The 14284-nt window shown below is 54.6% G+C and carries 8 protein-coding genes; 5 read left to right on the top strand and 3 right to left on the bottom strand.

Annotated features, from left to right (window positions below; all coding sequences use genetic code 11):
* Window positions 1-204: 204 nt before the first annotated feature.
* Entirely contained in the window at window positions 205-3690 is a 3486-nt protein-coding gene (locus tag AC5EFR_RS21450) for a transglutaminase family protein (RefSeq protein WP_493577767.1), read from the bottom strand.
* A gap of 132 nt (window positions 3691-3822) precedes the next feature.
* Here AC5EFR_RS21450 and AC5EFR_RS21445 point away from each other — a divergent pair, with 132 nt between their 5' ends.
* The 3 genes from AC5EFR_RS21445 (at window position 3823) to AC5EFR_RS21435 (ending at window position 7068) form a co-directional block, all read left to right on the top strand.
* Window positions 3823-5256, top strand: coding sequence for a circularly permuted type 2 ATP-grasp protein (locus tag AC5EFR_RS21445; RefSeq protein WP_493577766.1), 1434 nt, complete (start codon window positions 3823-3825; stop codon window positions 5254-5256).
* Window positions 5256-6245, top strand: a complete 990-nt coding sequence (locus tag AC5EFR_RS21440; protein WP_493577765.1) for an alpha-E domain-containing protein — start codon at window positions 5256-5258, stop codon at window positions 6243-6245. The genes AC5EFR_RS21445 and AC5EFR_RS21440 overlap by 1 nt, the downstream gene beginning before the upstream one ends.
* Window positions 6246-6333: 88 nt before the next feature.
* Window positions 6334-7068, top strand: a complete 735-nt coding sequence (locus AC5EFR_RS21435) for a proteasome-type protease (RefSeq protein ID WP_493577764.1) — start codon at window positions 6334-6336, stop codon at window positions 7066-7068.
* A 59-nt stretch (window positions 7069-7127) separates the two neighbouring features.
* On the opposite strand, the gene AC5EFR_RS21430 is transcribed toward AC5EFR_RS21435, so the two are convergent.
* Both AC5EFR_RS21430 and AC5EFR_RS21425 read right to left on the bottom strand, forming a co-directional pair.
* Window positions 7128-7346, bottom strand: coding sequence for a hypothetical protein (locus AC5EFR_RS21430; protein ID WP_493577763.1), 219 nt, complete (start codon window positions 7344-7346; stop codon window positions 7128-7130).
* Window positions 7347-7640: 294 nt separating this feature from the next.
* The gene (locus AC5EFR_RS21425; protein WP_493577762.1) at window positions 7641-8399 is read right to left on the bottom strand and encodes an IclR family transcriptional regulator; all 759 of its coding nucleotides are present in this window, start codon (window positions 8397-8399) and stop codon (window positions 7641-7643) included.
* Window positions 8400-8486: 87 nt separating this feature from the next.
* Between AC5EFR_RS21425 and AC5EFR_RS21420 the strand changes: the two genes are divergently transcribed.
* Both AC5EFR_RS21420 and AC5EFR_RS21415 read left to right on the top strand, forming a co-directional pair.
* Window positions 8487-9599 (top strand): S-(hydroxymethyl)glutathione dehydrogenase/class III alcohol dehydrogenase, encoded by a 1113-nt coding sequence (locus AC5EFR_RS21420; protein WP_493577761.1) that lies wholly within the window; start codon window positions 8487-8489, stop codon window positions 9597-9599.
* A 783-nt stretch (window positions 9600-10382) separates the two neighbouring features.
* Window positions 10383-14255, top strand: coding sequence for a hypothetical protein (locus AC5EFR_RS21415; protein ID WP_493577760.1), 3873 nt, complete (start codon window positions 10383-10385; stop codon window positions 14253-14255).
* The last annotated feature ends 29 nt before the right edge of the window (window positions 14256-14284 follow it).

Here is a 14284-nt window from a genome sequence, read left to right as displayed (position 1 = left end):
CATCCAATTTCTGCGCACACGCGCAGACGTCCGACACCCTTGTTAAAGAAATCAATCCCCCTGTATTTCTGATAGAGGCCACAACATCCTTGCTCGCAAGTGATGCTTTTGAACGCTGCAACCTGCACCTTGATTTGTCGTCACCCTCATTTTCCCCACGTCCATGTCGCGATATCAAACATCGGCTGTCAGGGACGTCCGCAATCAAACAAAACGCAGGTCAAGCGTTACCTCGTTCCAGCTGTTTTTCCTTGGCTTGATTGGGTCGAACTTAAAGGGCGTGTGCTGGCCTTTTTGAAACCGCACGCGGCGGCGGCCTTCGGCCTCTAAGTCGTTGACTGGGCGTGTTTCATGCGCGCGCCCCCCTTCGTGGGCAACCAAGTATTTCAAGCCACCAACCGATCGACCAGAAACCCGGTCATAGACATCAAAGACAAGCGGAGCATGGGCCGGAATGGTGGGATGCAACGAAGACCACGGTTGCCAACTGCGGAAACGCACACCCGCAACATGCGTGTCTGGCCCGACTTGCTGCAATGGCACCTCGACTTGATTGCATGTGATGACGAAACGGCTACCCAAATCCCCTTCGACCTTAAGCTCGACACGTTCCAGCGAACTGTCGACATAGCGCGAAGTTCCGCCGCCCGTGGCCTCTTCGCCCAAAACAAGCCAAGGCTCGATGCCATTGCGCAGCGTGAGTTTGAGACCCTCTATCGTGGTGTTGCCGACCTCACCAAATCTCATTTCATATTGCGCGTTGTACCAATCTGGTCGGAATGCCAGGCCATGGGCCGTGCTCAGGTCGTCGAGAATCTCGTCAAAATCAGCGCGACAGTAGTGCGGCAGCAAAAACTTATCGTGTAATTCTTTGCCCCAATGCACCAGCGGCTCTGTATAGGGTTTTTCCCAGAACCACGCCAGCAACGCCCGCATGACCAACGACTGAGCCATACTCATCTGCCAATGTGGCGGCATTTCGAACCCGCGAAATTCGACCAAGCCAAGACGTCCGGTAGGGCCGTCTGGGGAATACATTTTGTCGATGCAAATCTCGGCCCGATGGGTATTGCCGGTCAAGTCTGTCAAAAGGTGACGCAAAATGCGATCTGACAACCATGGCATGGCCTGCCCGGTTTCCTGAATGCGACTAAGCTCATTCAGGGCGATTTCCATCTCATAGACCTTGTCCGCCAACCCCTCGTCAAAGCGCGGGGCCTGACTTGTCGGGCCGATAAAGGTGCCAGAGAACAGGTACGACAGAGACGGGTGACGTTGCCAGTATCGAACAATCGAGGCGACCATATCGGGACGCCGCAAGAATGGGCTGTCGGCGGGGGTTTCGCCCCCGACAACGATGTGGTTGCCGCCGCCCGAGCCAGTCAGGCGCCCATCTACCATAAAGGTAAAGCTGTCCAACCCGCTTTGACGGGCCTCTTCGTACAGCACTTCGTTGATTTCTTTTAGCGCCTGCCAGTTTTTGGCCGGATGGATGTTGACCTCGATCACGCCCGGGTCCGGGGTCACTCGGATCACGTTGAAATTGCCATCGTTGGGCGGTTCATAGCCTTCGATCCGCACCGGAAGATTCATCTCGGCGGCGGTTTCCTCGACCGCTTCGACGAGGTCGAGATATTCGTCTGATGAGCCGGTCGGCGGCATAAACACATGTAGAATGCCGTCGCGTGGTTCAACCGCCAACGCGGTTCGGATCGGCATGCCTTCGACCCAAAAAGTGTTTTCGCCTGCAAGCCAATCATCGGAATCCGCCACATCTTGTAGCCAGACGTCTTCGCCATAATCTTGCGCGGGTCCGGGCGCGGCAGAGCGGCGCTTTTGGCGGACCTGTTTTGCAGGTTGTGGCATGATCGGCTGACCATGTCCCACAAGGCCGCCCGGCCCGTAGCCGGGACCATAGAACGGCGTCGTTAAAAACGCTTCGGCCTCCGGCGGGCTGTCCGGTTCGGCCCCGCGCCGTACGGCACGGCGGGGGGGTAATTTGCGTCTGCGGCGCAACATGGTATCGCGGAAATACTGTTTGAACTCTTCCGATTTGGCCAGCGAGTTCAGAGGCAAACGATACCCTGCCGGACTGTCGCCGGGCAATAGGAACAGCTTATCGCGCCGCGTGCTCCAGACATCCGACGCCCAGCGAAAACGCCGCCGCGCGCTGGCTTTGGCCTGAGCCAATTGGATCGGTATGACAAAGCTAACAGGGTTGGCCAGCCCGTTGTTCAACATCCGCACCAGACGCGCGCGCTCTTGGGGATCTTCGAGCTTGTTGTCCTGAACCGTCACATTGTCCGGCAGCATGGCCTCTTTGCCGACAAAATGCATCGGATCCTCGTAAACGGGGTGGGCCACGGCCTCTTCGCCAAGGTCGAGCGCCTCGACCAGCCGTTCAGAAAACGCCTCGGCGGTTTCATGGGTCGCATGTCCAGTGTTTTCCTTGGCCAAAAGGTCGGCTTCGGACCAGAGCGGCAACCCGTCACCGCGCCAGATCAAGGAATAAGCCCAGCGCGGGAGCGGTTCTCCGGGGTACCATTTGCCCTGACCGTGATGCAGCACGCCATGCGGCGCAAACCGATCACGCAGACGGCGCACCAGATTATCGGCATAGGTGCGTTTGGTGGGGCCAACCGCCTCGGTTGTCCATTCCTCGCCATCGCGGTCCATCGCGGAGACAAAAGTGGGCTCGCCTCCCATGGTCAGACGCATATCTTGCGCTTGCAATTTGTCTTCGATGGCGTGCCCAGCACGGTCAATCTCGGCCCATTGTTCCGGAGACAGCGGGCGGGTCACACGAGGTGGTTCGTCTACCCGTTTGACCGACATGTCAAAGCCAAACGTCACCTCGGCAAAGTCATGGGCCCCGGTGATGGCGGCGGCGGAACTCGGTTCGGGTGTCGCGGCCAGGGGGATATGCCCCTCACCCGCAAAAAGCCCAGACGTCGGGTCCATACCAACCCACCCCGCGCCCGGCAGATACACCTCGCACCATGCGTGCAGATCGGTAAAGTCATCCTGCGGGCCGGCCGGCCCTTCGATAGGTTTGATGTCTGCCGTCAGCTGAATTAGGTAGCCCGACACGAAGCGCGCGGCATAGCCCAATTCACGCAGCAACGCGACCATGAGCCACGCGCTATCGCGGCAAGATCCCAAAGCTTTGCGAATGGTTACAGAGGGGCTTTGAACGCCCGGCTCCATTCGGATCGTGTAGTCAATACGATCGGCAATAAAAGTGTTAAGCGCCACCAACCAATCATTGGTGTTCCCAGTTTGCTCTGGGGCCTCAGCGGCAAATTCCTTGAACGCATCGCCTCGGCCAACCCTTTTGAGGTAAGGACGCAGGTCTTTGCGCTGCTCCTTGGAGTATTCAAATGGGACCTGCTGACAGTCCTCTTCGAGAAAGAAGTCAAACGGATTGATTGCAACCATGTCGGCCACCAAATCCACCGTAACCGAAAACTTCTGCGTCGGTTTCTGAAACACAATGCGTGCGCTCCAGTTGGCATAGGCATCCTGTTGCCAATTCAGAAAGTGATCTTCGGGTTCAATCTTGAGGCTGTAGCTCTTGATCGGGGTTCGACTATGGGGCGCGGGTCGCAACCGCACCACATGGGGGGCCAAATTGACGGGGCGATCATATTCGTAAGTTGTTTGATGGCTCAGTGCGACGCTTATTGACATTCCATGTGCTACTTTTTTTTGCAGGTTCAAAGAAAATCGGCAGATACTACGGCTTCAAGTCTACCAAAACGGTTGTTCTTTCTTGTTTGAGCGGCACAGCGGAATACGGTCAACCTTAATATGAATTTAAGGATGCCTATGCAGGATACTATCTTTAATGAGATGAAAAACGGGGCAGTTGACCGCCCGGAATACCGTGTTGTGGTTGATTGGCTGCAACGGCATGGGGTTGAGGCGCTCCAGTCTCGCCGAGCCGAAGCCGAAGCTCTTTTCCGTCGGATCGGTATTACCTTTGCGGTCTATGGTGAAGGGGGCGATCCCGACCGTTTGATCCCCTTTGACATGGTGCCACGCATTTTTAATGCCCGCGAATGGGACATGATCGAAAGCGGGTCGATCCAGCGCGCCCGCGCCCTGAACGCCTTTATCGCCGATGCGTTTGGCCCCCGCGAAATCATAAAGGCCGGGATCATCCCCGAAGAGATGGTCACCCAAAACCCCGCCTATCTTGACCAAATGAATGGCTACAGACCACCCCATGATGTCTGGGCCCATATTATTGGCGTTGATCTGGTGCGCACCGGGCCGGACGAGTTTTTTGTGCTTGAGGACAACTGTCGCACGCCTTCTGGGGTGTCCTATGTTCTGCAAAACCGCGAAGTCATGTCGCGCATGTTCCCCGAGTTGTTCCGCGATGGCCGTATCCGCCCAGTAGATGGCTATGCGGACATTCTAGCCGAGGCGATGCAATCGGTCGCGTCGCCCAATTGTTCCGGCACGCCGACAATGGCGATCCTAACACCGGGGCAGTTCAACTCAGCCTATTTTGAACACTCCTACCTTGCGGATATGATGGGTATTGAGCTGGTCGAGGGGCCTGACCTGATTGTCGATGATCGAAAGGTCTATATGCGCACGACCCATGGGTTCGAGCAGGTTCATGTCATCTATCGACGTATCGACGATGACTTTCTTGACCCGGCGATGTTTCGCGAAGACAGCATGATAGGCGTGCGCGGATTGATGGATGCAATGATGGCGGGCAACGTCACGGTGATCAATATGCCCGGAACCGGCATTGCAGATGACAAAGCCACCTATATCCATGTCCCCGATATGATCCGTTTCTATCTGGGCGAAGAGCCGATTATTCCCAATGTTCAGACTTTTCGATGTGACCAAAGCGATGACCTTGCCTATGTTCTCGACAACCTTGCCGATCTTGTTGTGAAAGAAGTCCAGGGATCGGGTGGGTATGGCATGTTGATTGGGCCGACCTCGACCAAGGCCGAAATCGCAGACTTCGCCAGCAAGCTCAGGTCCACGCCCAGCAATTACATTGCCCAACCGACCCTATCGCTGTCGACGGCCCCGATTTTGACTGATGCGGGGCTTGCGCCACGCCACGTTGATCTGCGCCCCTTCGTCGTCTCGGGGGAAACCAACCGCATGGTGCCGAGCGGGTTAAGTCGGGTCGCCCTACGCGAAGGATCGCTGGTGGTGAATTCCAGTCAGGGCGGTGGTGTCAAGGACACCTGGGTCTTGCGGTCAGAGGAGGCATCCTGATGCTGAGTAGAACTGCTGAGGGCCTGTTTTGGCTGGGACGAAATATCGAGCGGATGGACACCGCCGCGCGTTTGCTGGATGCGGGGCGCCGGTTGGACAGCCTGCCGAGAACCGACGACCAGCACAGCGAATGGAGCTCGATCATCGTGGCCTCGGGCGCGATGACAACATTCCCAAACTCTCTCGAAGAAGCCGATGCAGATACCGTGGCGGATCACCTCATCCGAGACATATCCAACCCATCTTCGATTGCCTCCTGCATCGAAGCCGCGCGGGTGAATGCCAAGGCCGTGCGCAACGCCATCACCGCTGACGTGTGGGAAGCGGTCAATGACACACGTTCCGGGTTACGTCATCGCCTTGAGAATGACTATGATCGCGAAAACCTCGCTGATTTTGTCGACTGGGTGCGCACGCGCAGCGGCCTTGCGCTTGGCAACATTGAAAACACAATGCTGCGCGACGCCAGTGCGCACTTTATTGAACTGGGAAAGTGGTTTGAACGGGCCGATGCTACGGCGCGCCTACTTGATGTGAAATACCATGTGCTTCTGCCTCATGCGACGGATGTTGGCGGTGGATTGGACTATCTGCAATGGTTGCAAATCCTGCGCGCCGCGAATTCGGCAGTGGCCTTCCGTCACCTATATAGTCGCATTGTTGACCCGCGTGGGGTCGTTGATCTGTTGGTTTTAAATGACAAAAGCCCACGGTCACTTGCTGCGGCGCTGTCCGAGATCACAGTTTTGCTGCAAAAACTTGCCTCTGACCTGCCTGTGCAACAAGTGGTCGCCCAACAGGCCCGCGAGGCCGAAGAAACGCTCCGTGCAACCCACATCGACGAGATTTTCGATTTAGGCCTGCACGATTGGTTGACCAAATTTATCGTGGATACGAACGTCATGGCACAGAACGCGACCTCTGCCTTCGGGTTTGGTACCGAAATTGAAATGGCATCTAAGCATATTGCCGACAGTCCGACACAATAGTCCCTCGGCACTGGATAAATACGGTGTTAGAAGCTGGTTGATGGGCAGAGAATCTTGCCCACAACCATGCCAACAAGCCTGAGGCCCGATGACTTATTGCGTTGCAATCAAAACCAATGCCGGACTGGTGTTTCTATCCGACACCCGCACCAATGCGGGGGTGGATAACATCTCGAAGTATCGGAAGATGTTCACATGGGAGGTCCCCGGCGAGCGCGTCATAACCATGATGACGGCTGGCAACCTTGCGATCACACAGGCGGTGATCAGCCTTTTGCAAGAGAATATCGACAAACCACAGGAAGGCATTGATACGCTTCTTAGCGCAGAGTCTATGTTTCGGGTCGCTGAAATTGTTGGCGACGCCATGCGCATCATTCAAACGCGCTATGGCACCAATATTGCCCAAATGGGTGAAAGCACTCTGTCCTCGATTATTGTCGGCGGTCAGCGGGCGGGCGGTGGTATGCGCCTGTTCCATGTCTATTCGGCCGGGAACTTTATCGAAGCTGGTGAGGACACTCCTTATTTTCAGATCGGCGAACATAAATACGGCAAACCGATCTTGGATCGCGTGATCAATGTGGACTCCCCGGTCAATGTAAGTGTGACCGCCGCGATGTTGTCGATGGATTCGACCCTTCGGTCCAACCTGTCAGTTGGCATGCCACTGGACCTGTCCGTCATCAACGCCGACGAAATGCGATTTTCGCAGATAAGACGCATTGAGGAACATGATCAGAACTATCTGGCCTTATCCGACGCTTGGTCAAACGCCCTTCGCAACGCGTTTAACGATATGTTCGACTTTTCAGTCGTTTGACACCTTTGGCAACCTAGGGTTTGGACACAAGCCTTGGCATATTCAGGCAAAAATTGCGTTTAGGCGCGATCCGTTTGTATCCACTGCAACATCGCAGACGGCATTTGGCCGCCAATTGAGGGCACGCGGCGGTTTCCGATGTTCAAGCCGACCGCTTTCTGCTCTTTCCTCATCCCTGGCCTGCCGTAGCGACCTGGGCTCAGGCGCGACTGTTCTTTGATATACGTAAGCCCACTGGTCAGCGTAATACACACCGCATATTGATGGAATTCATCCATCCGTTTCAGCCCCTTAGCCCGCCTCCCTTGCCGCAGTAAAGGCTCTCAAAGGAACGGCATCAAATCGCGACCGATCCAAGCTTGGGTTAGTGTTCTTCGCCAGTTGCGGCCCGTCACCGAAACCCCGTGTTTGGTCCCCCAAGTAGCTGTTTTCGGTGCCTCGTTGGATCTTGTGTAGACAACAGCAATCTCGTCACGCCGAGCAGCGTCCTTACATAACGCCACAACGACAACAAAGCTTTCTGGCCCTGTCCCCACGATCGGTGGCTTTTAGCCATCAAAACCTCGGCGGCGTCAGACCTCCCCGACGTTGCACAGTTGAATAGCACCACTAATTTTTGTGGCCAATTCGGTGAGCTTTCGGCCAATGCCATGTCTGTACTCTGTGCCGAACCGACGGACGGGGCCAACGGCACCGACGCTAAAAGTGGCCCCAATATTGCCAATAGTGACGGGGGCTGCGACGCTGGAAATGCCTATGTCGATCTCCTGATCACTATCGGCAAACCCTTGACGACGCACTAGTTCAAACTCCGCAAGTAAATCATCCCGCGTGGTTGTCGTGTGTACAGTATAGGCCTCCAGTTTACCTTGAGTGATGGTGTCTTGAAATTCGGTATCAGCAAAGGCCGCGATCGCCTTGGAACATGAACACGCGTGCAGCGGACGTTCACCGATGCCGGGATGGATGAACGGGCGGGCAGCATCCTCTGGGGTTTCGACGTGAATAATCTCGACCTTACTGTCGCGCAATCTCGCCAAAAACACGGTCTCATTGAAAATAACCGCTGCCCCTTTGAGCAAGGGAGCAGCGACACGGCGCACGTCCACATCTGATTTTCCCAAAAGTGCAATGCGGATTAATCTCTCTCCGATCACATAGCGACCTTCACCGCCTGCCTCTTCGATCAGCCCTTGTTCATGCAACGTTTGTACCAAACGATAGCACGTTGGCTTGGGTAATCCGCTTGCCGCCTGCATTTCGGTCGCGCTTACGGGACGACCAATAATCGAGACGATTTCAAGCAGATTGATCAGACGTTCGAGATGCATGGTAAATGATCACTCTTGTAATTTGAGACAAGCTCTCAGATAGTGAGATTGAATCAGTCAAAAGATCAAGTTTTTTGTGAGGAAGAAATGCGAACACGTGCAGCCGTCGCGGTAGAGGCCGGGAAGCCGCTTGAAGTCATGGAAGTCGAACTGGAAGGGCCTCGTGCTGGTGAGGTCTTGGTTGAGATCAAGGCCACCGGTCTTTGCCATACAGATGAATTCACCCGCTCCGGCGATGATCCTGAGGGTATTTTCCCTGCCATTCTAGGTCACGAAGGCGCAGGCGTTGTGATCGAAATTGGCGAGGGCGTCACATCTCTGGCAGTGGGTGACCATGTGATCCCGCTTTATACACCTGAGTGTCGTGAATGCGAATACTGTCTAAACCCAAAGACCAACCTATGCCAAAAAATCCGCTCGACCCAAGGCGCGGGCTTGCTTCCAGACGGGTCAACACGGTTTTCGATGCTGGATGGAACACCGATTCACCATTACATGGGCTGTTCGACCTTCGCCAATCATACGGTTGTCCCCGAAATCGCCCTTGCAAAGGTGCGCAAGGACGCGCCGTTTGACAAGATTTGCTACATTGGTTGCGGAGTGACCACCGGTATCGGCGCAGTCATCAACACCGCCAAGGTAGAGATCGGCTCCACCGGGATCGTCTTTGGCCTCGGTGGTATCGGGCTGAACGTGATCCAAGGGCTACGGTTGGCCGGGGCGGACCAAATCGTTGGTGTTGACCTTAACGATAGCAAGGTCGAGATGGCGACGCACTTTGGGATGACCGATTTCGTCAATCCATCCAAGGTCGAGGGCGATCTGGTTGCCCACCTGGTCGAGCTAACCGGCGGCGGGGCGGATTACACATTCGACGCAACTGGAAACGTAGGTGTCATGCGCACCGCGTTGGAAGCGGCCCACAAAGGCTGGGGCGAGAGCATTATTATCGGCGTGGCACCGGCTGGCGCGGAAATTTCGACTCGCCCCTTCCAACTTGTCACTGGTCGCAGCTGGCGCGGTACCGCCTTTGGCGGCGCGTCCGGACGCACGGACGTTCCCAAGATCGTCGATTGGTATATGGACGGCAAGATCGAGATCGACCCGATGATCACCCACAAGCTCAAACTCGAAGACATCAACCACGGATTCGAGCTCATGCACGAAGGCAAGTCGATCCGCGCAGTGGTGGAGTTCTAGAAAACAGGCCGTCCCTTTGCCAAAGAGCCCAGCCCCTGGGCTGGCCGAGGGACGGCAATCGTCAGTGACTATGTCGGTTGGAAAACCATAAGAAATGGTCAAACGCAACGCGGTGCCAAGCTTTGCTTTCCTCTCACTGACCCAAGCTACATTTCACACGTTGATTTCAGAATTTATGAAATAAATTTAAGAGCATATCCTTGTCTTGCGTGTGGCCCTAAACTGTATCAACACGCCGGTCATATGGTGGTTATGGGCCACGACGAATAGACCACGGCACACTGAATATTGCGCGACATTCATCATATCCAAACGCGCGCAAGAAGGTGCGGTGCTTTTCTGTGTGACTTTGTCATCAGGGCGCAAGATTTTTAAACGAATTGTTAGCATGAGTGCCCCAAGATCACGTCAGCGGCTTTTCAAGCATTCTTGGCCGCCGCGGAGTTCGTGTGGCCGGATGGACGTGTCGGCGCAATCCACACGTCAACCAACTTAGACTTTCAGCGTCCTTTGGCCACTTGTTTGGACCGTGTCGTCCAGTCCCCAAAGGCTCACATAACGCGAGAACCGATGTTAACCCCGACATGGAATAGGTCGATTTTGACTATGCTGTTGTCGTTGGGTCCTGCCCCTAGGCTGTCCCGAACCATCACGGTTAAACTTATTGCTCTCGTCTTAGGAAAAGGCAATTGTTGAAACAGCAGAGGCGACAAGAGAACGATCAAGTCGTTTGGATGTGCCTGCTATTTGAATTGTTGCATTTCAAATGAGGTTTATTTCAACATGTCAATTTCAGAACTATATGTGACCGATAGTGCCGGAGGTACATTGTATGATGGTTCCAACGGCGTCGAAATTGTTCGAATGGATGACCGGGTATTTGTCTATTCCGCCTCGACCATTGGTGACCGCATTGTCATTTCCGAGCTGTTTGCGGATGGCAGGTTGGACCCTATCGGCACCTTTGAGCATGTGGATTGGGCCGGCTTAAACGGTGCCTCGGGATTTGCCTCAACACATATCGGCACCAAGACGTATCTCTATTCGGCCGGCATAGATTCAAACGGGGTTGGCGTATTTGAAATTGCCGCAGATGGGACGTTGACCCAGATTCAAACGATTTTTGAAGTCAACAATCCAACCTTTGAGTTGGACACCGTCCATGGAGAGCTCACGATTGCAACCGCGGGTGGCAACCAGTTTCTGATCGTTCAGGCCTGGGAAGACCATGGGCTGAGTGTTTTTCAAATCGGGACCGATGGACGACTGACCAACACCGACAATGTCGATGATGCCACCTCGCCCTCCTATTTGTTGGGCAATGCGGCCAATACAACGGCCGTTTCCTTTAACGGCAACACGTTTGTCTTTGCGACAGGTTACCGTGATGACGGCTTTAACGTATTTTCCCTGTCCAACACTGGCCAGCTGACCTTTTTAAACTCAGTCGGAGACTCTGGTGTCGTTGAATTGAACGGTGCCTTTGGTATTGAAACAACCATCATCAATGGCACCTTGTTTCTATATGTCGCCAGTCGCGAAGACGACAATATCTCGGTCTTTACTGTGGATGGAAGTGGCGCAGCAACCAGCGTCTTTAGCTATTCCGATACCAATGACATCGCGTTGAATGGCGCTTCGGATTTGGAAATGTTCGACGTCAACGGCCAGACGTTTCTTGCCGTCACGGCCCGAGAAGATAGCGGGGTAAGTGTTTTTTCAGTTGGCCCAGACGGAAGTCTGAGCATCGTTGATAGCATTTTTGATGCCGAAAACACGTCTTTGGAATTGGACAATGTGCGCTATCTCGATTTTGTTGAGATCGACGGTCAGGCCCTTATGGTTGCAAGCGCCTTTGTGGACGACGGTGTGACAGTACTCAGGCTTGATAGTGCCGAGCTGATAATTCAAGGCACAGATAGCGCCGATTTATTGTTTGGCACCGAGCAAAGTGAGAGCATTGCCGGGCTTGACGGCGATGACCTCTTGTTCGCGGATGAAGGGAACGACAGCGTCGACGCCGGACAGGGTGATGATCTGGTGAACGCAGGCCTTGGAAATGACGTTGTCCATGGGGATGGAAACTTAACGCAAACGGTGTCCGGAGTCGTGACCGTAACCGAAACCGGACAGGATCTGGCCCTGTCTGTTACTCTGCCCGATAGTTCCGACAGCAGCACCATCGAGATTTCCGGGTTGATCAACCGGGTACCCGTGCAAGGCACCGACTACAACATCGTGTATGTGATTGATATCTCGACATCTATGCTGGATTCTTTCCTCGGCACTGAAACTGTGGGTGACTTGAACGGCGATGGCACGGCAAACACCCTTTTGGATGGCACGATCGCGGCATTTCAGTCGCTAAACGATAGTTTGGTCGCCTCTGGTTTCGGGTCATCGCAGGTCGGTGTTATCACCTTTGGCGGAGTGGCGAGCACGATTTACCAAGGCTCCGCTTTGGGTAGCGTCAACGACACGCTTGCCGGTTTAACCACAATTAACAACACGAATTTTGAAGTCGCCTTGCAAGAAACGATTTCAACGCTTGGGGCGATGGGTAGTGGCCAGAACGTGGTTTATTTCATCTCAGATGGTGAACATCTCGAAGGATCATTTACCGACGAAGCAGCGACCCTGATAGATGACGCCGGTTTGAACGCAACGATCACCTCATTTGCGCTAGGCGCAGATGCCAACCTTGATCAGCTGGATCTGGTTGATGACAATACCGACAATGATAGCGTGATCCAAATCCTTGAACCATCGGCCTTGACCGGCAGCCTGACCGGCGCGCCTGTCGAAACATCAGAGGTCGACAGGCTGGAAATCTACGTCAACGGCGATTTGGTCCAAACCATCGAGAGCCCGGAATTTGTAATCACGCCTTTGGGTTTGCAATACCAAGCCACTATATCCGGACTGTCAACATCATCCGGTGATGTGATCGAAGCCATTCTGATCGCTTCTGATGCTAGCGAAACGCAAGTGTCCGCTCAGTTTACGGTTCCCAATGTCGCCCTCGCAATTGGGGATGATACCCTAATTGGCGGCGCAGGAAGTGATACGCTGGATGGCGATGGTGGCAACGATACCCTTTTCGGTGAAACGGGTGATGACCTTTTGGTTGGTGGTAGTGGTCATGACTTGCTGGATGGGGGTTTTGGGGCTGACCGGCTGTTCGGCGAGGCCGGAAACGACACGCTCTCGGGTGGGGCGGGATCAGACACGCTAGACGGTGGATTTGGCGACGACCTTTACTTCTTCGAGGTGGGCGACACCATTGATGAAACCGGCGGGGCGATTGACGATTTCGATACGATTGCCACCCGTTTAACCACGGATTTGACCAACTTGCGAAGCGAGTACTTGGGCACTTTCGAAGCGATCCGATTGATCGGGGACATTGATGCCACTGCCCGTGGCGACAACGGCGATAATCGTCTTGAGGGCAATATTGGTGACAATCTTTTGGTTGGACGCGGCGGCAACGATACCATGAACGCCAATGACGGTGATGACCTGATGTCGGGTGGCGATGGCCAAGACAGCATGCGCGGTGATGCTGGGCATGACACCCTATATGGCAACGGCCATGAAGACACCCTAAGAGGCAACGACGGTAACGACGATCTGTTTGGCGGCTCAGGCGGCGATAGTCTTAGCGGCGGCGGCGGCAATGATAGTCTAGACGGCGGATCAGGTGCCGACATTCTGGCCGGTGGCGATGGCAATGATCGTTTGAATGGAGGCGGCAACAACGACACAGTTTATGGCAACGATGGGGACGATACGATCATTGCTGAGACCGGGCACGACTATGTTTCTGGCGGCGTTGGCAACGATGTGATCGCCGGGCGTGAACATGATGACACCTTGCGTGGTGGCACGGGTGACGACCGGCTTTATGGTGGCGATCAAGATGACGTGCTTTCAGGAAATGACGGCGATGACCTTCTTGAAGGTGGCCTTCACAACGACCGCCTTTTTGGGGGGGCTGGCAACGACACGCTCGAAGGGCAATCCGGTGCCGATGACATGTCAGGAGGGAGCAATGATGACCGCCTGAACGGAGGCGGGAACCACGACACCATGGCGGGTGATGGTGGAAACGATACTTTGATTGGTGAAACTGGGAACGATTCCATGGATGGCGGCACCGGCAACGATATTCTGGTCGGACGCGAGCATGATGATACAATCCGCGGCGGAGACGGGGCCGACACACTCTATGGTGGTGTGGATGAGGATCTGTTGGTTGGAAATGACGGCGATGATAACATCAACGGTGGATCAGATAATGACACACTATTTGGCGGATCGGGGGCCGATACACTCGCCGGCAATAACGGCACGGACTTGATGTCCGGTGGCTCTGGGAGGGATGTCTTTGTGTTTGAGACTATAGATCACAGCCCGCACGGATCATCCCGAGATACGATTTCGGACTTTCAACCCGGAGAAGACCAGATTGATTTGTCCGGCTTTTCTGGCACTCTGACCTTTGTGACTTCCTACAGCGGGACGGTAGGAGAGGTGCGGTTTAGCTCTGCAAACGAACGGTTGTACATTGATTTGGATGGCGACAGCGCGTCGGATGTCTCGATAGACCTGACTGGCGTGACCACCATTGTAGCAAGCGACTTGATCCTATGAGGATGTATAGCCGAAGATTGAAAGAGTGT

The sequence above is a fragment of the Pelagimonas sp. genome (genome assembly GCF_058892305.1).
This window is presented reverse-complemented; position numbering and strand designations above follow the sequence as displayed.